Source organism: Phreatobacter sp. GW821-FHT04C01, from assembly GCF_059420385.1.
The window spans coordinates 689,873-714,578 of the sequence record NZ_JBWKTP010000001.1 but is presented as its reverse complement, the minus strand read 5'-3'; the positions used below and the strand labels follow the sequence as shown (position 1 = coordinate 714,578).

The 24,706-nt window shown below is 67.8% G+C and carries 21 protein-coding genes; 13 read left to right on the top strand and 8 right to left on the bottom strand.

Features of this window, described 5'->3' with window-relative positions; all coding sequences use genetic code 11:
* Positions 1–6: 6 nt before the first annotated feature.
* The 7 genes from fhuB to AC07WJ_RS03325 all read right to left on the bottom strand — a co-directional run bounded on the left by fhuB (position 7) and on the right by AC07WJ_RS03325 (position 9,663).
* Positions 7–1,998: a Fe(3+)-hydroxamate ABC transporter permease FhuB gene (fhuB, locus tag AC07WJ_RS03355; RefSeq protein ID WP_494933107.1), complete on the bottom strand. Its 1,992-nt coding sequence runs from the start codon at positions 1,996–1,998 to the stop codon at positions 7–9.
* Entirely contained in the window at positions 1,991–2,893 is a 903-nt protein-coding gene (locus tag AC07WJ_RS03350; RefSeq protein ID WP_494933106.1) for an iron-siderophore ABC transporter substrate-binding protein, read from the bottom strand. The genes fhuB and AC07WJ_RS03350 overlap by 8 nt, the downstream gene beginning before the upstream one ends.
* The gene (locus tag AC07WJ_RS03345; protein WP_494933105.1) at positions 2,868–3,758 is read right to left on the bottom strand and encodes an alpha/beta hydrolase; all 891 of its coding nucleotides are present in this window, start codon (positions 3,756–3,758) and stop codon (positions 2,868–2,870) included. Before AC07WJ_RS03345 ends, AC07WJ_RS03350 begins: the two co-directional genes overlap by 26 nt.
* A 2-nt stretch (positions 3,759–3,760) precedes the next feature.
* Positions 3,761–6,181 (bottom strand): TonB-dependent siderophore receptor, encoded by a 2,421-nt coding sequence (locus AC07WJ_RS03340; RefSeq protein WP_494933104.1) that lies wholly within the window; start codon positions 6,179–6,181, stop codon positions 3,761–3,763.
* 119 nt (positions 6,182–6,300) lie between these two features.
* Positions 6,301–7,272: a FecR family protein gene (locus tag AC07WJ_RS03335; protein WP_494933103.1), complete on the bottom strand. Its 972-nt coding sequence runs from the start codon at positions 7,270–7,272 to the stop codon at positions 6,301–6,303.
* A 128-nt stretch (positions 7,273–7,400) separates the two neighbouring features.
* The gene (locus tag AC07WJ_RS03330) at positions 7,401–7,946 is read right to left on the bottom strand and encodes an RNA polymerase sigma factor (protein ID WP_494933102.1); all 546 of its coding nucleotides are present in this window, start codon (positions 7,944–7,946) and stop codon (positions 7,401–7,403) included.
* Positions 7,947–8,250: 304 nt separating this feature from the next.
* Positions 8,251–9,663 carry an amidohydrolase family protein gene (locus AC07WJ_RS03325; RefSeq protein ID WP_494933101.1) on the bottom strand — a complete coding sequence of 471 codons (1,413 nt, stop codon included), beginning with the start codon at positions 9,661–9,663 and terminating at the stop codon, positions 8,251–8,253.
* Positions 9,664–10,006: 343 nt separating this feature from the next.
* Between AC07WJ_RS03325 and AC07WJ_RS03320 the strand changes: the two genes are divergently transcribed.
* The 6 genes from AC07WJ_RS03320 to AC07WJ_RS03295 all read left to right on the top strand — a co-directional run bounded on the left by AC07WJ_RS03320 (position 10,007) and on the right by AC07WJ_RS03295 (position 15,374).
* On the top strand, positions 10,007–10,537 hold the full coding sequence (locus AC07WJ_RS03320) for a MarR family winged helix-turn-helix transcriptional regulator (protein ID WP_494933100.1): 531 nt from the start codon (positions 10,007–10,009) through the stop codon (positions 10,535–10,537).
* 357 nt (positions 10,538–10,894) lie between these two features.
* On the top strand, positions 10,895–12,232 hold the full coding sequence (locus tag AC07WJ_RS03315) for an MFS transporter (protein ID WP_494933099.1): 1,338 nt from the start codon (positions 10,895–10,897) through the stop codon (positions 12,230–12,232).
* Positions 12,233–12,613: 381 nt separating this feature from the next.
* Positions 12,614–13,405, top strand: a complete 792-nt coding sequence (locus AC07WJ_RS03310) for a FadR/GntR family transcriptional regulator (RefSeq protein ID WP_494933098.1) — start codon at positions 12,614–12,616, stop codon at positions 13,403–13,405.
* Between the two features lie 130 nt (positions 13,406–13,535).
* Positions 13,536–13,757, top strand: a complete 222-nt coding sequence (locus AC07WJ_RS03305) for a hypothetical protein (protein WP_494933097.1) — start codon at positions 13,536–13,538, stop codon at positions 13,755–13,757.
* An 11-nt stretch (positions 13,758–13,768) separates the two neighbouring features.
* Complete coding sequence (gene acuI / locus AC07WJ_RS03300; protein WP_494933096.1) at positions 13,769–14,758, top strand: acrylyl-CoA reductase (NADPH); 990 nt, start codon at positions 13,769–13,771, stop codon at positions 14,756–14,758.
* Between the two features lie 43 nt (positions 14,759–14,801).
* Positions 14,802–15,374 carry a peroxidase-related enzyme gene (locus tag AC07WJ_RS03295; protein ID WP_494933095.1) on the top strand — a complete coding sequence of 191 codons (573 nt, stop codon included), beginning with the start codon at positions 14,802–14,804 and terminating at the stop codon, positions 15,372–15,374.
* Between the two features lie 172 nt (positions 15,375–15,546).
* On the opposite strand, the gene AC07WJ_RS03290 is transcribed toward AC07WJ_RS03295, so the two are convergent.
* Complete coding sequence (locus tag AC07WJ_RS03290) at positions 15,547–16,128, bottom strand: hypothetical protein (protein WP_494933094.1); 582 nt, start codon at positions 16,126–16,128, stop codon at positions 15,547–15,549.
* 334 nt (positions 16,129–16,462) lie between these two features.
* On the opposite strand from AC07WJ_RS03290, the gene AC07WJ_RS03285 reads away from it, so the two are divergent.
* The 7 genes from AC07WJ_RS03285 to AC07WJ_RS03255 all read left to right on the top strand — a co-directional run bounded on the left by AC07WJ_RS03285 (position 16,463) and on the right by AC07WJ_RS03255 (position 24,628).
* The gene (locus AC07WJ_RS03285) at positions 16,463–17,506 is read left to right on the top strand and encodes a LacI family DNA-binding transcriptional regulator (RefSeq protein ID WP_494933093.1); all 1,044 of its coding nucleotides are present in this window, start codon (positions 16,463–16,465) and stop codon (positions 17,504–17,506) included.
* Between the two features lie 164 nt (positions 17,507–17,670).
* A complete protein-coding gene (locus AC07WJ_RS03280) occupies positions 17,671–18,729 on the top strand; it encodes an ABC transporter substrate-binding protein (RefSeq protein WP_494933092.1) in 1,059 nt (352 codons plus the stop codon).
* Positions 18,730–18,781: 52 nt separating this feature from the next.
* Positions 18,782–19,582 (top strand): ABC transporter ATP-binding protein, encoded by an 801-nt coding sequence (locus AC07WJ_RS03275; RefSeq protein ID WP_494933091.1) that lies wholly within the window; start codon positions 18,782–18,784, stop codon positions 19,580–19,582.
* A gap of 11 nt (positions 19,583–19,593) precedes the next feature.
* Positions 19,594–20,448, top strand: coding sequence for an ABC transporter permease (locus AC07WJ_RS03270; RefSeq protein WP_494933090.1), 855 nt, complete (start codon positions 19,594–19,596; stop codon positions 20,446–20,448).
* Positions 20,449–20,499: 51 nt separating this feature from the next.
* Positions 20,500–21,873, top strand: coding sequence for an amidohydrolase family protein (locus AC07WJ_RS03265; RefSeq protein ID WP_494933089.1), 1,374 nt, complete (start codon positions 20,500–20,502; stop codon positions 21,871–21,873).
* A gap of 11 nt (positions 21,874–21,884) precedes the next feature.
* Entirely contained in the window at positions 21,885–23,261 is a 1,377-nt protein-coding gene (locus AC07WJ_RS03260) for an amidohydrolase family protein (RefSeq protein WP_494933088.1), read from the top strand.
* A gap of 5 nt (positions 23,262–23,266) precedes the next feature.
* Positions 23,267–24,628: an amidohydrolase family protein gene (locus AC07WJ_RS03255; protein WP_494933087.1), complete on the top strand. Its 1,362-nt coding sequence runs from the start codon at positions 23,267–23,269 to the stop codon at positions 24,626–24,628.
* Positions 24,629–24,706: the final 78 nt, after the last annotated feature.

Genomic DNA, 24,706 nt, shown 5'->3' with positions numbered 1-24,706 from the left:
GGGCCCTCACGCAGCGCGGCGCCGGCCCAGGAACCAGAACAGCAGGGGCACGCCGATCAGGGTTGCGACGAGGCCGGCGGGAATCTGGCGCGGGAACAGGGCGACACGGCCGAGCCAGTCGGCGCCGAGCATGATCAACCCGCCCAGCGCCGCGGACCCGATGAGATGCGGGATCGCCCGCTGCAGCCCGAGGCGGCGCGCCAGATGCGGCGCCATCAATCCGACAAAGCTCAGCGTGCCCGCGATCATCGAACCGGCCGCGGTCAACAGCGCGGCGGCGGCGAGCAGGACAAGACGGCTGTCGCGCAAGCCCACGCCGATCGACCGGGCGAAGACCGGTCCGACCGGCAGGATATCGAGCCAGCGGCCGAGCAGCAGCGCGCCGGCCAGCAGCACGACGGCGGCGCCGAGCGCCAACGCGGCCGCCGCCGCGTCGATGCCATAGGTCGATCCGCTCAGCCATGTGGTCAGCAGCGCCGCGCGCGGATCGCCGGTCGCACTCACCATCGCGACCACCGCGTCGAACAGCCCGCCGAGCGCGACGCCGACGAGCAAGGTTCGCTCCGGTGAAAAATGGTTGCGCCGCCCGAGCACCAGAATGACCAGCAGCGCCGTCGCGGCCCCCGTCGCGGTCGCCGCGAACTGGACGCCGCTTCCGGTCAGGCCCAGGCCGAACAGCGCCACGACGAAACCGAGGGCCGCTCCGGCGCTGATGCCGAGCATTTCCGGGCTTGCCATCGCATTGCCGGTCAGGCGCTGGATCAGCACGCCCGCCGCCGCCAGCATCATGCCCGCGGCCAGCGCCGCGCCGGCGCGCGGCAGCCGCCAGGCCAGCATCACTTCGGGGTTCTGGCCGAGCCCCAGGGTCCAGCCGTCGATCCCCCGGCTGAGACCCACCGAAAGGACCAGGCCGGCGACCATGAGCAGCACGAGGCCGAGCACCAGGCGCCAGGGCCGCGCCATCGGCCGGCCGGCCGGCGCCTCGGCCCCCGGCATGGCGGGCGCCAGCCGCACGCGCGGCAGAAGCCAGATCAGCAGCGGCGCGCCGAGCAGGGCGGTGACCGCTCCGGTCGGAATCATCTCGCCGAACCCATCGCTCATCAGCAGCACCACCTGGTCGGTGGCCCAGAGCAATAGCGCGCCGAAGACCGGAGCCCAGACCAGGCGGTCGCGCAGCCGCCGCGCGCCGGCAAGGCCGACGATGGCCGGCGCCGCCAGACCGACGAAGCCGATGACCCCGACAAGGCTGACGAGGCTCGCGGTCAGCCCGACGGCAACGGCAAGCCCAGCGAGCCGCGCCACGCCCAGCGACAGGCCGAGCCCCCTGGCGCTGGCATCGTCGAGGCCGAGCACGGTCAGCGGCCGGACCAGCAGGACGGTGATCGCACCGGCCAGCGCCAGCCGCGGCGCGAGCGCGCTCACCGCGCTCCAGTCCTGCTGCTCGAGCGCGCCATTGCCCCAGATGAACAGGCTGACCAGATAGCGCTCCCTGAGCAGGAACAGCATGGCGCCGACGGCGCCGGCATAGAGGCTGACCAGCAGGCCGTTGAGGATGGTGGTGACCGGTGCCAGGCCGCTGCGCCGCGACAGCGCCAGCACGATGGCGACTGCCGCGAGGCCGCCGGCGAAAGCGATCGCCTCGCGCCCCTGGTTGAGCAGTTGCGGCGCCGCCAGCGTCGCCACCGCCAGGGCCAGATTGGCGCCGGCGGCAACCCCGAGCGTCGTCGGCGAGGCGAGCGGGTTGCGCAGGATCTGCTGGAACAAGGTTCCCGCCAAGGCCAGTGCCGCGCCCGCGACGAGGCTGGTCGCCACCCGCGGCGCCCAGCTCAGCCGGACCAGCAATGACCCGATGTCGTCGACATCGGCCGCGGCGAGCGTGCCGAGCCAGAGCTCCGGCGGCAGCAACCGGGCGAGCGTCACCAGGCTCAGCGCCAGGGCGAGGGCGCCGGTTGCGGCCGACAGGATGATCAGCCCGGACGGGCGCGCCGCCTCAGCCATGATCGGGGCCCGGCGCCAGCCTTTCGCCGATGATCCGGGCAAACCGCGCCGCCGACGGCAGGGCGCCGAACATCAGGATCGGCGGCAGCATCCCGACCCGGCCGCGCCGGGCGAAGGACAGGCTCCGCCAGAGCGGCCCGCGCGACACCCGGTCGAATTCATGGGCCGGCTGAAGATAGAACAGCCGGGTCTCGGTGCGCGTCGCAAGTGCCTCGATGCCGACGGTCGCGAAACCCCAGTCATTGGTCGGCCCGGTCCAGGCATTGGCGAGACCGATGCGATCGAGCACGCCCTGGAACAGGCTCTTCGCGCCATAGACGCGGACGTGCCGGGCATCCATGAAATTGACGAAATAGGCCGGCGTCCGGTCGGCGGCGGCGAGCCTGGCGCGCACGGCCGTGAAGGTTGCCTCGACCCGGTCGATCAGGGCCTCGCCGCGGCCGGCCTCGCCGGTCAGCACGGCGAGCCGCCGCGCAGCCTCCGCCGCCCGCGCCAGCGGCTCGCCCCGTGCGTCATAGATGGGCAATGTCAGCACCGGTGCGATCCGCCCGAGCGCCGTCGCCAGGCGCGCCAGGTAGGGCGTCGCCAGGATGATGTCGGGCGCGAGCTCCGACAGCAGTTCGAGATTGACCTCCTGCGCCGTGCCAAGATCGGCGATGCCGGCCGGCAGCGGCGGCTCGACCACCCAGTCGGCCCAGTCGGCGATCGCCGGCAGCCCGACCGGCGCGATGCCCATGGCGAGCAGCGTCTCGGCGAGGCCGAAGTCGAGCGACACGATGCGCCGCGCCGGCGCGACCTGCGCGCCCGCACGGCCGGCAAAGGCCATCGCGGCGAGCGCCCCGGCGAGCAGGGCCCGCCGGGATCCGCCGTCACGACCGACGTTGTTCGGCGGCACGCTGGGCCTCCGGGCCGAGTGCGAAACGGATGGCCCGGTTGATCGCCGCCGGCAGCACCGACATATGCGTCTCGTCGGGGAACAACTCGAAGGCCGCGTGAAGGCCTGGAAGACTGGCCAGCCAAGCCGCCATGTCGCGGGCATTGTCGACGATGCGGCTCTCGGCATGGTTCCGGCTGCGCTCCTCGGCATCGGCGGCACCCACCTGAAACGGCGCCAGGCGCTGCTCGAATTCGCCGGCGAGCACCAGTACGCGCGGGCTGAGCCGGCCTTGCCACGCGGCCGCGAAGTGCCGCCCGGTCGCCAGCACCCCTGCGTCTTCCCACCAGATCGCCGGGCTCGCCGCGATCCAGTCGGTGAAGGCCGTGGGCCGCGTGAACAGCGCATGCAGCACGAACAGTCCACCGAAGGAATGACCGAAAATCGCCTGCTGCGCCGGATCGACCGGCAGGCGCCTGGCGATCTCCGGCTTCAGCTCGTCCTCGATGAAGCGCAGGAAATGGTCGGCGCCGCCGGTCCGGACCTCCGGCCCGTCGGGCGTATGCGGCGGATAGGCCTTGCCCGGCGGCGGTCCCATGTCCCAGGACCGGCGGACGCTGTCATAGGCCTCATCGGTGGGATAGCCGATGCCGACGATCGCCGCCTGGGAGATGCCGGTGCCGAGCGGATAGCCCGACTGCACCCGGAGCGCGTCGACCGCCGTGCCGATCACCGCATTGGCGTCGAGCAGATAGAGCACCGGCCAGCCATGGGGCGGCGGCGCGCCGGCGGGGACCCGCAGGAAGACGCGGTAGGCCGCGCCGCCGTCGCGTGGCGCGAGGTCGAACTGAAGCGTGCCGGGGATCGGAGCTGAACTTTCGGCCATGGTCACCACCGGTAGTTCAGGCTGGCGACGACCGTGCGGCGCGCACCCATGTAGCAATAGCCGGCCTGGCAGGTGGTGAAGTCCCGGTCGAACAGGTTCTGCGCGTTGATCTTGAGGGTCAGGCCGGAGAGGCGTTTGTCGACCGCACCGAAATTGTAGCGGATCGCGGCATCGACCAGGGCGACGGCATCCGAGCGGAAGGTGTTCTGGTCATTGCCATAGGTGAAACCGGTATAACGCACGCCCGCGCCGATACTGAAGCCGGACCAGGCATCACCCGGGGGCACGGCGTAATTGGCCCAGAGCGAGAAGGAATCGCCGGGAATGCCCGACGGCGCCTTGCCGACCGTATCGGGCGAACCCTTCACCGTCACGAGATCGAGATGGGTATAGGAGGCGTTGACGCTGATGCCGTTGCCGAGGCTGGCGACGCCCTGCAGCTCCAGCCCGCGCGCCCGGATGGTGCCACGCTGAACCTGAATGCCGCCTTCGGTCACCAGGCCACCATTCTGGGTCAGCTCGAACAGGGCCGCGGTGACGAAGCCGTTGAAACCGGCCGGCTGATATTTGATGCCGATCTCGGCCTGCGAACCGGTCGTGGGGCTGAACGCCACGTTCGTCGACAGGTTGCGACCGAGATTGGGCACGAAAGAGGTGGAATAGCTGACATAGGGCGCAAAGCCGGAATCGAAGACATAGGTCAGCCCGGCGCGGCCGGTGAAGGCATGGTCCGACTTCGCGTCGCTCGTATTGCCGGTGATATCGCGCGTCGCGGTTTCCACCCAATCCTGCCGGCCGCCGACGGTCAGAACCCAGCGCCCCCATTTCACCTGGTCCTGGGCATAGAGGCCGACCTGGCTCTGGTTCTGCGTCATGGCGCTGGTCAGCGCCGGCGCCGAGATCGGCTGAGCGCCGTAATTGAGCGTGGTCAGGTCGAGATCCGGAGCGGCGCCAAAACCCATCCGGTCGTTCAGCTGGCTGCGCATATAGTCGACACCGACCAGCAAGCTGTGCTGGGCCGCGCCGGTCACGAAATTGGCCTGCACCTGGTTGTCGATGGTGATGCCGTCGACGACGTCGCGGACGCGGCCGGTGTAGCGTGACGCCGTCATGGTGCCGGTGTCGATGGCGCTGATGCCGACATATTTCACATCGGCATCGACATGGGCGTAGCGGAAGTTCTGGCGGAAGGTCAGCACCTCGTCGAACCGGTGCTCGAACAGGTAGCCAATGCGGAACTGGGTCTGATCCATGGCGTTGAACGCCGGATCGCTGGAATAGGCCGGCGACCGTGCGCCATTCGTCGTCGCATAATAGGGGAACGCCGCCGGAGTCTTGGAACTCTGATATTCGGCGAGCACGGTCAGCGAAGTCTGGTCGTTCCGCCAGGTGAAGGACGGCGCGAGATTGACCCGGTCGTCCCGGCCGCCCAGCGTCCAGTTCTTCGAATCCCTGACGAGGCCGGTCAGCCGGTAAAGGAAATGGCCGTCCTGGTCGACCGGCCCGCTGAAATCGAAACTGCCCTGATAGCGGTCCCAATTGCCGACCTGCAGCTCGACCTCGCGCAGCGGCTGGCTGGTCGGACGCTTGGAAATGAGGTTGACCAGGCCGCCGGGCGAGCCGGATCCGAACAGCGACGAACTCGGCCCCCGCAGCACGACGGCCTCCTGGATGCCGTAGGGCTCTTCCTTGTAGATCGCCATGTTGGCGGCCGGCTGGCGCAGCCCGTCGCGATAGATGCCGTTATAGGTCACGTCGAAGCCGCGAATGGTGAAGGAGTCGAAGCGCGAATCGAAGCCGGCGCTGCCGGTCCTGACCCCCGGCGTGTAGTTCACCGCCTCGGTCAGCGTCTGGACGTTGCGGTCCTCGAGCTCCTGGCGTGAGACCACCGAGATCGACTGCGGCGTCTCGATCAGCGGGGTATTGGTCTTGGTCACCGCATTGGTGCGGGTCGCGACATAACCGATCGTGCCGTCACCGCCGCCGGCCCCCTGCACGTCGATCGTGTCGAGTGCGATGGCGCCCTCGCCGGCGGCGCCTGTGGCGGCGGCCCCCGGCCGGCTGATCGCAACCGTCGAGGCATTGGTGAAGCGATAGCTGAGGCCGGTGCCGGCGAGCAATTGCCGGAGCGCCTGCTCGGGCGGATGGGCGCCCGAGACCCCGGCTGTGCGCAGGCCGCGCAGCATCTCGGTCGAGGCCAGCAGCCTGAGGCGAGCGGTCTCGGCCCATCGGGTCAGCGCGACGCCGACCGGCCCGGCCGGGACATCGAACATCACGGTCGCACGGCCGGCGGATGCTGCCACCGGTACCGCCTGCCGCTGCTGCGCCTGTGCCGGCCCGACCGGATGGATCGCCAGCCATGCCGTCGAACACATCAGCAATGCCAATGTCCTGCCGCCCGTGGCGCCGTCCCTGCCCTGCATCTGCGTCCCCATAAAAATCTCTCGGCACCGCAGCGGAGGCGGCCGGCCGCGAAGGTCCTGATGGGGAAGACGACGGCGCGCGACGAAACGACAGTCGCGGACGAAACATTGGAGCCGTTCTAGTTTTGGTGCTGGAACGGCCGATCCGGATCGCGCCGGATCAGCACCAGCCCGGGCAGACGCCACACCCGCACCGGCAGGATCGCCGGCAGCGCATCGACGAAAGCATCGGCATCGGCGGTGCTGAAAATGCCGGTCACCGGCAGATCGCCGACCGTGCTGTCGGTGATCAGGATCCGGCCGCGCCGATAACGCGCCAGTTCGGCGACCACATCGCCGAGCGGACGGCCGTCGAAGATCACCTGGCCGCGCCGCCAGGCGGTCAGCATGCCGGTATCGACCGGCTCGGGCTGCCCGAGCCCGCTCGCCGGCGCATAGGCGACCTGCTGGCCGGCCCGGACATCGACCGTCGCCGTCTCGCCGGCTCCCGCATAAGCGACACGCACGGCATGTTCGGTCACCACGATGCGCGCGCCCTGGCCCTGGCTGCGCACATCGAAGGCGGTGCCCAGCGCCTGGGTCGTGCCGGCGCCCGCCTGCACCGCGAAGGGACGGGCCGGATCGGGCGCCACGGTCACGAAGATCTGGCCGGCATGGAGCACCAGCCGCCGGCGGTCGGCACCGAAGTCGATGTCGACGCTGGTGTTCGCGTCGAGCTCCATGGTCGATCCGTCGGCCAGCGCCACCGTGCGCCGTTCGCCGAGCGAGGTCCGGTGATCGGCGAAATAGGCCGCGGGTGGCCCGAACAGGCCACCGGCGAAGCCGGCTCCGGCAAGGACCGCGAGCGTCACCACGGCTATGGCGGCGCCGCGTCCCCTGGGCCGGCGTTTCGGCTTGAGCGCCGGGCCGAGCCGCTCCCACAGGCGTTCGGCGAAATCAGCGGCATGCCGTTGCTCGCTGTTCGCCGCCTTCCATGCCCGATAGTCCGACCAGTCCTGTTCGCCGGCCTCGCCGGAATGCAGACGGACCAGCCAGGCGAGCGCCGCATCGGTCATCGGATCGAGCGGCGCGTCGGGCGGTTCGTTGGTCATGCGGGGCTCGCGCCGGAACATCATTGCGTCGCCGTAGCAGGCAGCATCGGGTCCTTGTCAATGAAGACGCGCGGGGCGTGTGCAACCACACCGGCGGCGCAGGCCGCTGAAAAAGACTTCGGCGTGGATCAGAGGTCGAAGGCCGCCAGCCGTTTCACGCAATGGCGCAGCGCGGTCATGATATATTTCGTCACCATGCTGGCGGAAACGCCGAGCCGGCCGGCGATCTCGGCATGGCCGAGGCCTTCCACCCGGCTCAGCAGCAGGGCGGCGCGGGCCTTCGGCGGCAGGTCGTCGAGCGCCTGCTTGATGATCTCGAATTCCTGGCGCGCCATCAGCCGGCGGTCGGCCGCCGGCGCCGGGCAGACCAGTTCGTGTTCGAACTGGTCGAGCGAGGCGAACTGGCCACGCCGCCGATCGCGCCTGACCATGTCGATGATCAGGTTGCTGGCGATGCGCCAGAGAAAGAAGCGCGGGCTGGCCGGCGCCAGGCGGGTCTCGCCATGCGCCTCATGGGCGAGATAGCGCAGGAACGTGTCCTGGACGAGATCGGCGGCGGCCTCGCGGTCGCGCAGCTTGCCCCGGGCAAACCGCGTCAGGTCCTGGTGATAGGTCCGGAACAGGACATCGAGATCGGTGGGGCCGCGGATGATATCGGTCGAGGCTGAGGTCATGGCCGGCGCATCAGACATGTCGGTGGGCACGCGCCGGACGGCGCGGCAAGGTCGCAGAGGAACCGTCCGGATCGCTCCGGCCGCCCCTTCGAATGCATCAGCCCCGAATTCGAAAACAACGCAAACTCAATGATTTATAGCGATTCAAAAGAGCTGCGGGCCGGGCGCGGATTTGCCTTGCTTTTGAACGGCCGGCGGACAATGCGAGCATGCCGGGGACAGCGAGGATTGTTCGGGCCGTGTGGCGCGACGGCCACAGACCGCGCGAACCAAGGGTTGCGCGCCCCGGCGGCAGGTTGGGCCGTCAGCTTCGCCAGGCTGGTGCGAGCCGGCCGGACAGGCCGGCTTTTTCAATGATTTCGCGTGACACCATGCCGGCCTCGCGGGCGACCGCCTCATGGCCAGGGCCGTGAATGAAGCGGCTGTCCCGATAGGTCACCCGGCCGTCGACCATGACGAGCTTGGCGTCGGTTCCCTTGCCCGCCGCAATGAAGGTGGAGAGCGGCCGGTGCAGCATGCCGATGTGAGGGCGGTGAAGGTCGAAGATGGCCAGGTCGGCACGCTTGCCGACTTCGAGCGAGCCGATCTCATCGGCCATGCCCAGCGCCTGCGCCGCATTGATCGTCGCCATTTCCAGGGTCCGTTCGACCGGCATGCGCGTCGGATCGAGATGGCGAAGATGCTGCATCAGCGTGCAGGCCTTCATCTGCTCGACCATGTCGTTGGAATAGTCGACCATCGGCCCGTCGGTGCCGAGCGCGGTATTGACGCCCTTGGCCTGAGCCGTGACGAACGGCCCGATGCCGCCGCCGCGCATGGCTTCGCTGGTCGGCGTGTAGACCAGATGAGCCCCGACATGGGCGATCTGGTCGAGGTCGAGATCGGTGCAATGGATGCCGTGGATCAACAGCCAGGATTGGTCGAGAACGCCAAGGCTCATGAGGTAGCGGACATCGGTCCGGCCGGTCTCGCGCAGATGTTTCAGGAAACCCTTTTCGATCGAGAAGGTACCGCCGGCGATATGTGAACTGATCTTCAATCCGTGCCGGCGGGCCAATTGGTAGCCGCTGGTGATCAGCTCCTCCGTGCTCATGCCGGATGCGGTCCAATGGGCATTGGCCTCGATCACCATGCCCATGCGCACGAGACCATCGGCGGCGCCCTGCCAACGCGCGCATTCTTCATCGAAGGCCGCGATCGATTCATCCAGGCTGAGCGGATGGGCGGCAAAACGCGGCGTCCGGCAACGCAGCTCCTTGGCGAAGACCTGGCGCAGGCCGAGCTCGGCTTGCGGCTCGATGGTGGCACGCACCAGTTCCGGCGTGGTCACCGTGACCGAATGGTTGAGCGAGGTGGTGGTGCCGGTCGCCAGCATTTCCATGCCGCAGAGATAGCTCGCGAGCCGCATGGCCTCCGGCGTCAGATGCGGCACCAGCCTGAAGACGAGATCGGTGATCCAGTCTTCCAGCAGCATGCCGTCGGCCAGGCCCTTGAACAGCGTGTACCAATGGTGCTGATGCATGTTGATGAGGCCCGGCAGGACGAGGTTGCCGCCGGCATCGATCACCTCGGCAAAGCCGCCCGATCGTTCATCGATCGCCTCGGCGCCGACCGCGACGATCCTGCCATCCTCGATGATCAGGCTGCCGCCTGGATGAACGTCGCGGCGTGGGCCAACCGTCACCACATAGCCGTTCTTGATCAGAATGCGTGCCATCGCAAAGCCTCGTCTTGCCTCGGCGTGCCGAAACCAGGCCGCCCATGGTCATTGCCGGTGAGAACATCGAATCCAGCCTGGACGGAGCGAAAGCGCACGCCCGGACCATGACCCGAGCCGCCGCCTCCGACATGCCGCCGGGCCGGGCCTGATCGAACGAACCGCCTGTGCCGGCGGCATGGCCTGCCCGAGGTGGTTCCCGGCGACATCGCGGCGAACCCGCCATTGTCCCACGGCGGCTTGCGAAGCCGGGCCTTGCGCCAGGCCCGGCTTCTCTTCATGCTAGGTATGCTAATGTTGATTATCTTGACGTCAAGATAAATTTTGAACCTGGTGCGAAAACATGGCGAAGCGCCCCGAGCCCGCGGATTCCGTGCAGGCCCTTGTTGAAGGCTGGGGCCGCGAGCGGCCTGACCTGATCGCCTGGCCGCTGGAGATCTTCGGCCGCCTGCAGCGCATCTCGGCGCATTTGCTGCGCGGTTCCGAAGACCTGCTCGGCCCGCTCGGCCTGACCTGGGAAGCCTTCAGCCTGATCGTCACGCTTCGGCGCTCGGGCCCGCCCTTCGCGCTGCGGCCGACCGATATCCTGCGCGATTCACTGCTGAGTTCAGGCGCGGTGACCAATCGCATCGACAAGGTCGCGCAACTCGGCCTGGTCGAGCGCGTTCCCGACCCGGCCGACCGGCGCAGCCTGGTCGTCCGCCTGACCCCCAAGGGCCGGCTGCTGGCCGACGAGGCGATTGCCCGGCATTTCCGGGGCCTGGCCGAGACCCTGTCGGCCCTCGACGACGACGAGCGGACCCAATTGATCGGCTTGCTCGCCAAGCTGCTCCATGCGCTGGAACAACGCGACCGGCCCGCAACCGGCGGCTGAGCATCCGGCGCCGGGCGCCTTCCCTCCCGCTGGCAATCGATTGCACATTTCGATTCACGATCGGCGGTGAAAGGCCGGCCCGGCCACTGTCTGCGCGTCCTCGCGGCGCGACCGGAAAGCCTTTGCAGTACTGCATTTTCGCGCGTCCCGGATGCACGTCCGACGACAGGGCAACAACCACGCACTTGACAAGCCATGAATTTATGCAATCGATTGCATACGTCAACGAGCCACGCTCCAACCGGATCTCCGGCTCATGCGACGCGCAGAAACCGACGGCTCGCGGCAACGAGCGCCGGCATCCGATGATCGCGAAACGCGACGCAGACAGTGATGCATCCAACCACGGGGAACAGCATGTCCATCATCAACGTCGGAGCCCGGCTCGACCGGCTGCCGGTATCGCACATTCACCGCAAGATCTTTGGTCTCGTCGCCGTCGGCATGTTCTTCGAGGGCTTCGACATCTATCTGGCCGCGAGCGTCCTCGGCTCGACCCTGAAGAGCAATTTCTCGACGATCGCGCAGAACGGCCTGTTCATCTCCTCGACCTTCGTCGGCATGATGCTCGGCGCCTTTCTCGCCGGCTTCCTGGGTGATCGCTACGGCCGCAAGCGCACCTATCAGTGGAATCTCATCCTGTTCGGCGGAGCCGCCATTCTCTCGGCCTTCGCTCCCAACATGGAGACGCTGATCGGCCTGAGATTCGTCATGGGTCTCGGCCTCGGCGCCGAAGTCGTCGTCGGCTACTCGGTGATCACCGAATTCGTGCCGCCGAGCGTACGCGGTCGCTGGTCCGGCATGATCGCGACCATTGTCACCGCCGGCCTGCCGGCCTCGGCCCTGCTCGCCTGGCTGCTGATCCCGGCCTATGGCTGGCGCGTGATGTTCCTCATCGGCGGCTGCGGCGCGCTGATCGCCTGGGTATTGCGCAAGGGCCTGCCGGAATCGCCGCGCTGGCTCGAGTCGGTCGGGCGCAATGCCGAGGCCGAGGCGATCATCGCCGATATCGAGCGGCAAGCCGCCGACGGCCAGCCCTTGCCCGCGCCTTTGCCCGCCCCCGCCAAGCCGCCCCAGGCACTCGGCCTGAAGGCCCTGGCGCAGCCGCCATTCCTGGCGCGCATGGTCGTCGGCTGCGTCTCGCTGATCGTCGTCAACACATTGATCTACGGCTTCATTTCCTGGCTGCCGACCTTCTTCATCAGTCAGGGGCAGGATGTCGCCCGCAGCTTCGGCTTTTCATTGCTGATGGCACTGGGTGGCCCCATCGGTTCGACCATCGGGGCCTTCGCCGCCGACCCTATCGGCCGCAAGCCGACGATCATCGGCGCGGCCGCCTCGGCCATGGTCCTTGCCGCCCTGTTTCCCCTGGCCACCGACCCGGTCCTGATCGCGGCGCTCGGCTTCCTGCTCACCGTGCCGATCTACATTCTCGTCGCCCTGCTGTTCGGCATCTATATCCCCGAGCTGTTTCCAACCGAGCTCCGGCTGCGCGCCGTCGGCATCTGCAACACCGCCGGCCGCAGCGCCAGCATCGTCGTGCCGCTGATCGTCGGGCCGTTGTTCCTGGCCTATGGCGTGACCGGCGTATTGATCATGATGGGCATCGCGCTGGCCATCATGATCGCCGTGGTGGCGATCCTCGGCATCGAGCCGGAACGCAAGGGCCTGGAGGCGGTCAACCGGCTGGCCTGACGCCCGGACCGGCGGCCGCCGCGGGCAGCCCGCGACGCACGACGTTCGACTGCGGGCCAATGGCCCGCGGTCGTTCCCTGCCCTCGACCGGGCGCCTGGACGACCGGCGATCGTGACGAAGCGAGATCCCGGACGGCACAGGAGCATCCGCGAGAAGAAGGGTGACGCCTGCGGCGAACACCGCGCGCCTGGGACGGCGTTCAGCCCGCGCCGGTCCAGAACCCGTCCAAAATTGGAATTCGCCGAAACCACAAAAAAGCGATATCACAATAGGATCACCTTGCATCAATAGCCTGCTCGCGATCTATGCTGCGGCCGAGCGATGCGGCGGCCATGGTGTGACCCGTGGGGCCAATGCCGGCGGAGTTTGGAAGAAGCGTCATGAGCGACCGAGCCACCGGACTGAACCTGGCCGAACAATCGTCACCGCCGGCGGCCGGCGGCGTGACCCGCCACATCGCCGACAGCATCCGGGCCAGCATCCTCGCCGGCGGGCTCAAGACCGACGAGCGGCTGCCGACCGAAGACGATCTCGCGGAAACCTTCGGCGTCTCCCGCCCGACCATTCGGGAGGCGCTGAAACGGCTCGCGGCGCAACATCTCATTCGCTCCAAGCGCGGCCCGGGCGGCGGCGTCTTCGTCAACCGGCCGAGCGTGGAACAGGCGCGTGAGAGCGTCATCGGCATGATGGCGCTGTTGAGCAGCATGGGCTCGTTTTCCCTCGTCGACATTGCCGAAGTCCGCCACGACCTGGGTTTGATCTGCCTGCGCTATGCCACGCAGCGGCGCAGCAATGACGATCTCGCCGCCATGGAAACCCAGCTTCTCCTGCAGGAAGACACCACGCTGGCCGACACGGATTTCTGCGCGGCGGATGTCGGCTTTCACCGGGCGATCGCCACCGCGAGCGGCAACAGCGTCATGAGTTTCGTCATGCAGGTCGTGCTCGAGGCGCTCATGCCGCCGGCCAATATGGTGGTCTTCAAGTTTCGCGACCGCGAAAAGATCGCGGCCTACCACCGGCGCATTCTCATGGCCGTCCATGCCCGCAATCCACGGGCCGGCGAAGAAGCCTTCACCGAACTGATGGATTATCTGCGCGCGAAATATGCCGAGGCGCAGGACTGGCGCAGCCGGCGCGACCGGACCGGCCGTGCCGACCCGGCGGGGTGACGGGGGAGCGTCCGCCTAAATTGATATTGATATTTCTAATTCTGATATTGTAATAAACCGAAAGCCTCGATCCCCCCGTAACGGCCGTTCGGATCCGGGCCGTCTTCGCCGCCATCCCGTCGGGTGTCTGATGTCCGAGATCGCCGCCACCATGCCGGCATTGATGCGCGAGAACCCGCGGCCCGAAGCCGATCGCCTGCGCATCCTCGATCGCCGCGTCTTCCCGTGCGAACCCGCCTTCGCCGAAAGCCGCCCGGTGGAAGAGCTCGCACGCGCCGTCGAGGCGTCAATGGCGAGCGCGGTGGTCCCGGCCGACGACCTTCTGAACCCCTGGTTTTCCCGCACCCAATGAGCGCCATCGACATGTCCGCCTTCCGAACCCTCCTCGTCGACAAGACCGAAGCCGGCTACGGCGCGCGCGTCACCGAAGTCGATCGCGCCGCGCTTCCTGCGGGCGATGTGACCGTGCGGGTCGAGCGCTCGACGCTCAACTACAAGGATGCTCTCGCCATCACCGGCAAGGCGCCGGTCGTGCGCAGCTTCCCGATGGTGCCGGGCATCGATTTCGCCGGCATCGTCGAAGACAGCAGCCATCCGGCCTGGCAGCCGGGACAGGCGGTCATCCTGAACGGCTGGGGTGTCGGCGAGAGCCATTGGGGCGGCCTCGCCCAGGTGGCCCGGGTCAAGGGCGACTGGCTGGTCGCGCGCCCCGAGGGCCTCTCCTCCGATGACGCCATGGCGATCGGCACCGCCGGCTATACCGCCATGCTCTGCGTCATGGCGCTGGAGCGCCAGGGAATCTCGCCCGACAAGGGCGACGTGCTGGTGACCGGCGCCTGCGGCGGGGTCGGATCGATCGCGGTGGCGTTGCTGGCCAGGCGCGGCTACCGGGTGATCGCCGCCACCGGCCGCCGGTCGGAAGAGGCCTATCTGAAACAGCTCGGCGCCCATGACCTGATCGACCGCGCCGAACTCTCCGCCGCCGGAAAGCCGCTCGCCAAGGAGCGCTGGGCCGGCGCCGTCGACAGCGTCGGCAGCCACACCCTCGCCAATGTCTGCGCCGGCACGCGCTACGGCGGCGCGGTCGCCGCCTGCGGCCTGGCGCAGGGGCTCGATTTTCCGGCGACCGTCGCCCCCTTCATCCTGCGCGGCGTGACGCTCGCCGGCATCGACAGCGTCATGGCGCCGCTCGCCCTGCGCCGCCAGGCCTGGGCTTTGCTGGACGCCGAGATCGACCGGGCCAAACTGGCCACGATGACGCGCCGGATCAGCCTGGCGCAGGCCCTCGAGATCGCGCCCGAACTGCTCGCCGGCCAGGTCCGGGGTCGCGTCGTCGTCGACCCCAACACCTGACCGCCGCTGTTTCCTCCTTCACCCACGACCAGTCGAGGCCGTCATGAGCAAGCCCCCCATCAGCCGATTTCCGGTGCCGGAACTCGCCGACATGCCGGACGACATCCGCACCCGTATCCTGGCGGTGCAGGAGAAGTCGGGTTTCGTACCCAACGTGTTCCTCGTGCTGGCGCACCGGCCCGACGAGTTCCGCGCCTTTTTCGCCTATCACGACGCGCTCATGGACAAGCCCGGCAACCTGACCAAGGCCGAGCGCGAAATGATCGTCGTGGCCACCAGCAATGCCAACCAATGCCAGTATTGCGTGGTCGCCCATGGCGCGATCCTGCGCATTCGCGCCAAGAACCCGCTGATCGCCGACCAGGTCGCGATCAACTACCGCAAGGCCGATATCACCACCAGGCAGAAGGCCATGCTCGACTTCGCCATGAAGGTGTCGTTCGAGGCCTATGCGGTGGGCGATGCCGACATCGCCGAGCTGAAATCCCATGGCTTCTCCGACGAGGACGCCTGGGACATCAGCGCCATCGCTGCCTTCTTCGGCATGTCGAACCGCCTCGCCAACGTGACGAGCATGCGCCCGAACGACGAGTTCTACGCGCTCGGACGCACCTGATCCCGAATCCCTGAGCGACCTTGACGGCTGGGGCGTGGAGGCCGGCGGACCCATGGTCCGCTGGCGCCCCTGCCCTGCCCGGGCACGCCGGCCGGCGTTACGACGCCGCCCGGGACGCGCAGAGCCGCGCCGGGGAGCAACTGAAGCGCCTCTCCCATCGGGCACACCGTGGTCAGTCGGGACAGGCCCCATTCGCCGCCACCCAGACGGTGAGGGCCTGGCTGAGCGCCTCGATCGAAACCGGGGGCGGACGGCGTTCCTCGCCGCGCCCGTTGCGGCCGGGCTGCCAGGCCCAGAGCACCAGCGCGTCGGACCGCATGTGATCGGCAAGGGCGGCCAGTGTCCGGCCGCCATTGGCCTGAGGGTCCTTCAAGGTGCGGCACAGCGCCGCCGAACTCAGCCCGACCCAGCCCATCGATCGCGGCGCCAGTTTCCAGTGCGGCGCGCCGGGCACGCCGCTCGCGTCGTTGTTGCGTTCCTGATGGCAGGCCGCGCAATGCAGGCCAGGCGCGCCGTGATCGGCCGGACCGCGAACGACATTCATGCGGTGGACGTGCCGGGCGTCGGTCTGCGCCGGCCGGTCCGAGACCGGATGGCAATTGATGCAGCGGGGCGACGTCAGCACCTGCTCGATCTGGTTCCAGGCCCTGAGCGCCTCGGGTGGCGCCGGCTGGGCAGCGCTCCGGTTGGTCGCGACCAGTCCGGAAACCGCCAGGCAGCCGGCCAGTCCGATAAGGCATGAGCGTCGTCGCATGGCCAAGCTCCGCAATTCGACAGCGTCGCCTGAACCGGCGGGAGCGACTGAGACGGTCCCGAATGGTTGCGCCGCCTGGCCATGATAACCCGATCGACGATCGATGACAGATCGCGCAGGCGAAGACGGACGCAGATGCAATCGGGCACAAGCCCCGGTTGCGTCCAGGCCGGCATGTCGCCGCCCATGTGACTGATTTCCCACGCCGCGCCGATTGCTGCGGCAAATCGGGGAAGTTGTTTGCAATCGGTTGTCGACCTGTGCAACCTCGGTCAGGCGGTCGACGGACACCCGGCAAACGCGCGATCTTGCAGAATGAATGCAGAGGCAGCGCATGGCGAGCTCCCCCATCGAACCACGGCCCCGGGTGAACCTGCGCCGCCTCGCCGACGAGGTCGGCGTTCATCCCTCGACGGTGTCGCGGGCGCTCGACCCGACCAAGCGCCATCTGGTGGCCGACGACGTCGCCGACCGCATCACCGCCGCCGCGCAGCAACTGGGCTACCGGCCCAATCCGGTCGCCGCCAGCCTGCGCACCCGCCGCTCCACCCTGGTCGGCGTGCTGGTGCCCGACATCACCAATCCGGTGTTCTCGCCGATCATCTCAGGCATTGCCGAGATTCTCGGGGCCGAAGGCTATTCGACCATTGTCGCCGATGCCGGCACCGAGCTCGGCCCGCGCATGGCCTTGATCGACGAGCTGATCGCCCGCCGGGTCGACGGCCTGGTGCTCGCCACCGTCAGCCGCGACGATCCCGTCCTGGAGCACTGCCTGGCCGAAGGTGTTCATGTTGTGCTGGTCAACCGCGCCGACGATTCCGACCGCGCCTCGTCGGTGGTTTCCGACGATATCGCCGGCATGCGCGCGGCGGTCGACCATCTCCATGGCCTCGGCCATCGCGCCATTGGTCACCTCGCCGGCCCGTCGACATTGTCGACCGGCCATTTGCGGCGGATCGGCTTCGAGCAGAGCATGGCCGCCCATGGCCTGGCCGTGCCGCCCCAAGCCATCGTCGAGGCGGCAAGTTATGATCGCGACGAGGGCGAGCGCGCCGCCGCCGCCTTGCTGAACGGCTATCCCGGCCTGACCGCCATCGCCGCGGCCAACGACCTGCTGGCGCTCGGCGCCTACAAGGCGCTTGCCGCGCGCGGCCTCGCCTGTCCCGGCAATGTCTCGGTGGTCGGTCACAACGACATGCCGCTGGTCGACATGGTCGAGCCGCCGCTGACCACGATTCGCATCGGTCCGCGCGAGATGGGACGCGATGCCGCACGTCTCCTGCTGGAGCGGATGACCGGCGCGACGGCACCGATTCGCCGCATCGTCCTGGCCCCCGATCTGGTTTTCCGGGCTTCGACCGCAGCCCCGCGCCACTGAGCGGCAAGACCACGCATTCCTGCAATCCACCGGGCGCGGTCAAACTTCAGTTGACTCGGCGATCTCGTCCGACCTAGCTTGCAATCGATTGCGGTGACGTATTCCGGCGCTCTGGCGTATTGGAAGGCGATCCGCATCGAACCAAACATGAATGGAGGGGCGCCATGACCAAGATAACGCGACGTGGATTTGTGGCCGGATCGGTGGCCGCGGCAGGGCTGGTGCAGAGCCCCGAGGTCTTCGCCCAGTCGAACTTCCTGGAGCCGGCCCGCATCCGCATGGGCTTCGCGCCCTACATTTCCGCCGGGCCCTACCTGATTGCCGAGGCCAAGGGCTATTTCAAGAAGCTCAACATCGAGATCGTGCCGTCGAGCCATGTCGACGGCAGCCTGTCGATGCCGGCGCTGGCCGCCGGCGAACTCGACGTCACCGGCGCCACCCTGAGCGCCGGCCTGTTCAACCTGATGGCCAAGGGCGCCGGCCTTCGGATGTTCTTCGAGCGCGGCCGCGAGGCAGCCGGCTGGGGTTCCAACTCCATCATGGTCTCCAACGAATTGTGGGAGAAGGGCTTCCGCGGTCCCGACGGCTACAAGCAGGCCAAGGGTGCCATTATCGGCATCTCCTCGCGCGGCAGCGTCGCCCACTATCTCCACACCATGGGCCTGGAGCGCGCCGGCCTGAAGGCCGACGACGTCGAATGGTCCTGGGGTATGAGCCCCAATGTCAGCCTGCCGCTGATGAAGCAGAACCGCATCGGCATCATCAACATGCCGCTGCCCGGCGCCTATGCCGCGCAGAAACAGGGCATCGGCAAGGTCGCCACCTGGAGCGACGAACTGGCGCCGGATTTCGTGCTGGCCTGTTCGGTCGCCAGCGAAAAATTCCTGCGCGAACGGCACTCGGCCGCGGTGCGCTTCTCTATGGCGATCATGCAGGGCAATGCCGACTACATGGAAGCCGCCAAGAGCGGCAATCCGGAGGTGCTCAAGATCCTGGCCGACGGCACCGGCCTGACACCGGCGGTGATCGACGAGACCCGGCCGCGCTGGACCTTCATGACCATCGACGGCACGCCGAACATGGCCTCGATCATCGCCCAGCAGAAGTTCTGGCGCGAGCGCACCGATCTCCTGGCCCGCAGCGTGCCCGACAATCAGTTGTTCGACGATCGCGCCATCAAGGAGGCCAAGCAGCGGATGACCGAGAAGAACCCGTTCATCTGATCCGGCCCCCACGGCGATCATCACGAAAGCGCAGGGAGGCGCTTGTCCCGTCATGCAGTTCGAGGCGATTTCGATTGAAGGGCTGTCGCACCGGTTTCTCAGCCGGACGCGGCCGCCGACCACCGCTCTGACCGATGTGTCCTGCGTCTTTCCGGCCGGCAAGGTGACCGCCATTGTCGGTCCGAGCGGCTGCGGCAAGTCGACCTTGCTCTTGATCCTGCGCGGCCTGGTGGAAGCCAGCGCCGGCAAGGTGAGCTTCCTTTACGGCGACGGTTCCGGCAAGCAAAGCCCGGGCGAGGCGCCGCGCATGGCCACCGTCTGGCAGTCCTTCAATCTCCTGCCCTGGCGCTCGGTCATCGACAATGTCGCCTTCGGCCTGGAACTCGCCGGCGTGCCGCTCTCCGAGCGCCAGGCCAAGGCGGCCGAGGCGATCAAGGCGGTCGAGCTCGCCGGCTTCGAAAAGCACTATCCCGGCCAGCTCTCCGGCGGCATGAAACAGCGCGTGGGCCTTGCCCGCGGCCTCGTCCAGTCGCCCGACATCCTGTTCCTCGACGAACCCTTCGGCGCCCTCGACGCCCAGACCAGGCTCTACCTTCAGGAACAGCTGTCCACCCTGGTCGAAGCCAGCGCCAAGACGGTGATCCTGATCACCCATTCGATCGAGGAGGCGATCTTCCTCGCCGACCACGTCATCGTCATGACCGCGCGTCCCGGCCGCGTCGCCAGGAGCCTCGACATCGACCTGCCGCGCCCACGCGGCATCGATGTCCAGAACGACAAGCGCTTCGGTGAATATTTCTCCGAGATCTATGGCCTGCTGCGCGACGAAGTGCGCAAGGCGATGATGAACTGAGGGCTGCCACGATGTCGGATATCAACCGCTCGGCCCTGGCCGACCCCAAGATTATCGCCGAGACGAATGCCATCGCGGAGGCCAAGCCCACGCCCGATTTCAAGGACGAACGGCTGCGCGACGACACCTGGTTCTACGGCCCGGTGGCGATGGCGCTGTTCCTGGTGTTCTGGGAGGTCTCGATCCCGCTGTTCGACGTGCCGGAGATCTTCCTGCCCAGGCCCTCGCTGGTCATCGTCACGCTCTACGACCTGTTCGCCACCAAGGGCCTCGCCTACGACCTCGTCCTGACGCTCTACCGCATCTTCGCCGGTTTCTTCCTCGCCGCGGTGGTCGGTGTCGGCCTCGGCCTGCTCATGGGCATGTCGAAGCGGATCTATGCGATCTGCGACATCTTCGTCGCCGCTCTCTATCCCGTGCCGAAGATCGCCCTCGTGCCGCTGCTGGTCATCTGGCTCGGCAGCGGCAATGCCTTCCAGATCGCGCTTTCGGCATTGGGCTGCATCTTCCCGATCCTGGTCAACACCATTATCGGCGTGCGCCAATGCGACGAGGGCCTGATCCTGGCCGCCCGCGACCTCGGCGCCAGCGCCGTGCAGATCCAGCGCAAGGTGGTCTTGCCGGCCGCCGTGCCGGCGATCTTCGGCGGCCTGCGTCTGGCCCTCGGCATCTCCATCATCCTGGTCGTCGCGGCCGAGATGCAGACGGCCCGCTACGGCCTCGGCGCCAAGCTGCAGCTCGCCGGCCAGATCCTGGAGACCGGCCAGGTCTTCGCCATCCTGCTGCTGCTGGCCTTCCTCGGCATCCTGCTCACCAAGGGTCAGCAGCATCTCGACGGCAAGGTCAATCGCTGGCGCACCCGCTGATACCAAACCCGACCTGAACTTCGGCCGGACGACGGCCTCTGGAGAAACGTCATGAAACGGACGCTGATCGAGTGCGGCTGGCTGGTCACGATGGATGATACCATCGGCGACCACCGCAACGCCCGCCTGCTGGTCGAAGGCAGCCGCATCGTCGCCGCCGGCAAGGGCATCGAGGCCGACGCCGACGCGGTGATCGACGCCAGCGACATGATCGTCATGCCCGGGCTGATCGACGCCCATGTCCACACCTGGCAGACCGGCCTGCGCGCCATCGGCTCGGAATGGCTCGGGCCCGATTACCACGCCAATATCCACGCCAATTTGGCGACCCGCTACGGCCCCGACGACAACTATATCGGCAACCTGATCGGTGCGCTCAGCAAGATCGACAGCGGCACCACCACCATTCTCGACTGGTGCCACAACCTGACCTCGCTGCACCATGCCGAGCGCTCGGTCGACGGCCTCGAGGAATCCGGCATTCGCGCGGTCTTCGCCCATGGCACGGCCAAGCCGCCGACGAGGGCCGGCGAGCTGCCCTATACCCACGTGCCGCATCCGCGCGACCGGATCGAGGCGCTGCGCAACGGGCGCTTTGCCTCTGACGACCGACTGGTGACGCTCGCCATGGCGATCCTCGGACCGCATTGGGGCACCTACGAGGTCGCCGAGCAGGATCTCAGGCTCGCCCGCGAGCTGAATCTGCTGTCGAGCTCGCACGCCACCCGCAAGATCCCCGATCAGGTCGCGCCGGGCGGCTACAAGAAACTGGTCGAGGCCGGCCTGATCGGCCCCGACCATAACCTCGTCCACGGCAACTATATCGAGGACGACGAATTGAAGGCGCTGGTCGAGGCCGGCGCCTCGGTGACCGGCACCGTGCTGGTCGAGCTGCACGGCCATGCCGCCGAGCCGGTGACGCTGCGCGTGCGCAATTTCGGCGGCATGCCCTCGATCGGCATCGACGTCGAGCCGATCGTCACCGGCGAGATGTTCCGCGAGATGCAGGCGGCCCTGCTGCATGCCCGCTGGGCTTCGCTCCGCGACAATGCCGCCGCCGGCAAGCCGCCGCTCAAGACCATTCCGATCCGGTCGCGCGAGGCGCTGGCCTGGGCCACCATCGGCAATGCCCGGGCGATCGGCCTGGAAGACCAGATCGGCTCGCTGACGCCCGGCAAGAAAGCCGACATTGTCATGTTGCGCGCCAATGACCTGAACCTGTTCCCGGTCCACGACCCGCTCTTGTCGATCGTCGAGCAGGCCAGCGCCGGCAATGTCGATACCGTCGTCATCGACGGCGTCATTCGCAAGCAGGCCGGCCGCCGCGTCTTCCCGGACGATGTCCTCGGGCAACGCAAGCGCGAACTGGTCGCCTCCGTCGAACGCGTCATGCGCGACGGCTCCTTCTCCGTGAAGGCCGCTTGAGGATCTCCATCATGGCCAAGACATTGATCAAATGCGGCTGGATCGTCTCGATGGATCCGGCCATCGGCGATCTGCGCGGCGGCGAAATTCTCATCGACGGCAACCGCATCGCCGCGATCGGCGCCGACCTGCGCGCCGAGGCCGACGAGGTGGTCGACGCCACGGACATGATCGCCATGCCGGGCATGGTGAACGCCCATCTGCACACCTGGCAGACCGGCCTGCGCGCCATTGGCTGCGAATGGGCTCATGGCGAATATTTCAAATATCTGCATGGCGGCATGGCCACCCGCTACGGTCCCGAGGACAACTATCTCGGCAATCTGATCGGCGCGCTGAACCAGATCGACGGTGGCGTCACCACGCTGAACGACTATTGCCACAACATCACCTCGACCGAGCAGGCCGAGCGCTCGATCGATGCGCTGGAGGATTCCGGCATCCGCGCGGTGTTCACCATGGGCGCCGGCAAGCTGCCGCCCGAACGCGAGGTGGCCGAGCCTTTCGAAAAACGCATCAATCCGCGTGAGCGGGTCGAGAAATTCCGCAAGGGCCGGCTCGCCAGCGACGACCGGCTGGTGACCATGGCGCTCGGCGTCGCCGGCCCCCATTGGGCCGAGATGGAGCCGACCCGGATCAATCTCCGCCTCGCCCGCGAAATGGGCCTGCGCTCGTCGACCCATGCGACCAAGCGGCCCGAACTGGCGGTCGATCCGCGCGGCTATTTCCCGCTGCTCGACGAAGGCCTGATCGGCGCCGACCATACCGTCGTCCACGGCAATTACCTCGGCGACGAGGAGCTGAAGCGCCTGGTCGATGCCGGCGTCACCGCCTGCGCCACCGTGCAGACCGAATTGCGCGGTTATGCCGGCGATCCCCTGGTCGGCCGCATCCGGGCGCTCGGCGCCATGCCCTCGCTCGGCGTCGATGTCGAACCGCGGGTCTCGGGCGAGATGTTCCGCGAGATGCAGATCGCCTTGCTTTATGCGCTCTCGGTCTGCCAGCGCGAGAATGCCCGCGACAAGAAGCCGCCGTTCCAGGTGGTGCCGATCCGCTCGCGCGAGGCGCTCGCCTGGGCGACCATCGGCGGCGCCCAGGCGCTTGGCCTGGACAGCCAGATCGGCACGCTGACCCCGAAAAAGAAGGCCGATATCGTGCTGCTGCGCGGCACCGACCTGAACCTGTTCCCGGTGCACGACCCGGTCCTGTCGATCGTCGAACAGGCCAATGCCGGCAATGTCGACACCGTCTTCATCGACGGCGTCGTCCAGAAGCGCCACGGCAAGCTCGCTTTCTCCGAAACGGTCCGGCGCCGGCGCATGACCGAGCTGGCGAGCTCGGTCGAGCGGATCATGGGCGAAGCCGGCTACGTTCCGTTCGGACGCTGACCGCCATGGCGCGCACGCTCATCCGCTGCGGCTGGCTGATCACCATGGATGACGGTCTCGGCGACCTCAGCCGGGCCGACATGCTGCTGAACGGCGACCGCATCGAAGCGATCGGCCATGATCTCGGCGCCGCAGCGGACGCCACCATCGACGCCTCGGACATGATCGTCCTGCCGGGGCTGATCAACATGCACCTGCACACCTTCCAGGCCGGCCTCCGGGCGATCGGCTCGGAATGGCTGGCACCGGACTATTTCCGCAATTTCTACGGCGATATCGCCACGCGCTATTCAGCCGAGGACAATTATCTCGGCACGCTGTTCGGCGCGCTGAACCAGCTCGATTGCGGCGTCACCACGCTGTTCGACTATTGCCATAACATCCGTTCGCTCGACCAGGCCGAACGCTCGGTCGACGGCCTCGTGGACTCCGGCATCCGCGCCGTCTTCGTCCACGGCGACGGCCTGCGCGAGCCGGCCGCTCCCGGCAAGCTGCCGCAGCGCCGGCTGCATCCGCGCGACCGGGTGCTGGCGTTGCAGCACAGCCGCTTCGCCCATGACGGCCCGGTCAGCCTGGCGCTCGGCATTGCCGGCCCGCATTGGGCCGACTGGGAAGCCACCTTGCACAATGTGAGGCTCGCCCGCGACCTCGGCCTGATGGCGTCGTCGCATGTCACCAAGGCCCATCGGGACGCCGCCGTGCCCGACGGCTACGACCGGCTCGCCGCCATGGGCCTGCTCGGGCCGGACCACAATCTCGTCCACTGCAATCTCCTGAGCCGCGACGAGGTCGGCAAGCTCCTGGACGCCGGCTGCTCGATCACCTCGACCAATATGAACGAGCTGCACGACTACCCGCACGGTTCGGCCCTGACCAAGGTGGTCGAGCATGGCGGCCTGCCCTCGATCGGCATCGATGTCGAGCCGATGGTCTCGGGCGACATGTGGCGCGAGATGCAGATGGCGCTGCTGTTTGCCCGCAATGCGCGGATCCGCGCCCGGGCGGCCGCCGGCCAGGGCCCGACGATGATCCGCTCGCGCGAAGCCTTGCGCTGGGCAACCGTCGGCGGTGCCAAGGCGCTCGGCATGGCCGACCGGATCGGCTCGCTCCGGCCCGGCAACAAGGCCGATCTGATCATGCTGCGCGCCGGCGACCTCAATCTCTTCCCGGTCCACGACCCCGTCTTCTCCGTGGTCGAGCAGGCTCATGCCGGCAATGTCGACACCGTCATCGTCGACGGCATCATTCGCAAGCAGGGCGGCCAATTGCTGTTCGACCGCGACCGGCGCCGGCTGCTCGGCGAGCGCCTGGCTGAATCCGCGACGCGCCTGATGGCGGAAGCCGGCTACCGGCACGCGCCGGCCTAGCGCGAATGCCGGCCGGTTTTCGCCGCTTCACCGGCCAGCGCCGGCGAGAACGGTTCGGAAGCGCCTGGGAATGGCGGA

What these genes read in the sequence shown, in the direction of transcription:
- fhuB (WP_494933107.1), bottom strand. Translation starts at nt 1,998, where the DNA reads ATGGCTGAGGCGGCGCGCCCGTCCGGGCTGATCATCCTGTCGGCCGCA.
- AC07WJ_RS03345 (WP_494933105.1), bottom strand. Translation starts at nt 3,758, where the DNA reads ATGGCCGAAAGTTCAGCTCCGATCCCCGGCACGCTTCAGTTCGACCTC.
- AC07WJ_RS03340 (WP_494933104.1), bottom strand. Translation starts at nt 6,181, where the DNA reads ATGCAGGGCAGGGACGGCGCCACGGGCGGCAGGACATTGGCATTGCTG.
- AC07WJ_RS03335 (WP_494933103.1), bottom strand. Translation starts at nt 7,272, where the DNA reads ATGACCAACGAACCGCCCGACGCGCCGCTCGATCCGATGACCGATGCG.
- AC07WJ_RS03330 (WP_494933102.1), bottom strand. Translation starts at nt 7,946, where the DNA reads ATGACCTCAGCCTCGACCGATATCATCCGCGGCCCCACCGATCTCGAT.
- AC07WJ_RS03325 (WP_494933101.1), bottom strand. Translation starts at nt 9,663, where the DNA reads ATGGCACGCATTCTGATCAAGAACGGCTATGTGGTGACGGTTGGCCCA.
- AC07WJ_RS03320 (WP_494933100.1), top strand. Translation starts at nt 10,007, where the DNA reads ATGGCGAAGCGCCCCGAGCCCGCGGATTCCGTGCAGGCCCTTGTTGAA.
- AC07WJ_RS03315 (WP_494933099.1), top strand. Translation starts at nt 10,895, where the DNA reads ATGTCCATCATCAACGTCGGAGCCCGGCTCGACCGGCTGCCGGTATCG.
- AC07WJ_RS03310 (WP_494933098.1), top strand. Translation starts at nt 12,614, where the DNA reads ATGAGCGACCGAGCCACCGGACTGAACCTGGCCGAACAATCGTCACCG.
- AC07WJ_RS03305 (WP_494933097.1), top strand. Translation starts at nt 13,536, where the DNA reads ATGTCCGAGATCGCCGCCACCATGCCGGCATTGATGCGCGAGAACCCG.
- acuI (WP_494933096.1), top strand. Translation starts at nt 13,769, where the DNA reads ATGTCCGCCTTCCGAACCCTCCTCGTCGACAAGACCGAAGCCGGCTAC.
- AC07WJ_RS03295 (WP_494933095.1), top strand. Translation starts at nt 14,802, where the DNA reads ATGAGCAAGCCCCCCATCAGCCGATTTCCGGTGCCGGAACTCGCCGAC.
- AC07WJ_RS03290 (WP_494933094.1), bottom strand. Translation starts at nt 16,128, where the DNA reads ATGCGACGACGCTCATGCCTTATCGGACTGGCCGGCTGCCTGGCGGTT.
- AC07WJ_RS03285 (WP_494933093.1), top strand. Translation starts at nt 16,463, where the DNA reads ATGGCGAGCTCCCCCATCGAACCACGGCCCCGGGTGAACCTGCGCCGC.
- AC07WJ_RS03280 (WP_494933092.1), top strand. Translation starts at nt 17,671, where the DNA reads ATGACCAAGATAACGCGACGTGGATTTGTGGCCGGATCGGTGGCCGCG.
- AC07WJ_RS03275 (WP_494933091.1), top strand. Translation starts at nt 18,782, where the DNA reads ATGCAGTTCGAGGCGATTTCGATTGAAGGGCTGTCGCACCGGTTTCTC.
- AC07WJ_RS03270 (WP_494933090.1), top strand. Translation starts at nt 19,594, where the DNA reads ATGTCGGATATCAACCGCTCGGCCCTGGCCGACCCCAAGATTATCGCC.
- AC07WJ_RS03265 (WP_494933089.1), top strand. Translation starts at nt 20,500, where the DNA reads ATGAAACGGACGCTGATCGAGTGCGGCTGGCTGGTCACGATGGATGAT.
- AC07WJ_RS03260 (WP_494933088.1), top strand. Translation starts at nt 21,885, where the DNA reads ATGGCCAAGACATTGATCAAATGCGGCTGGATCGTCTCGATGGATCCG.
- AC07WJ_RS03255 (WP_494933087.1), top strand. Translation starts at nt 23,267, where the DNA reads ATGGCGCGCACGCTCATCCGCTGCGGCTGGCTGATCACCATGGATGAC.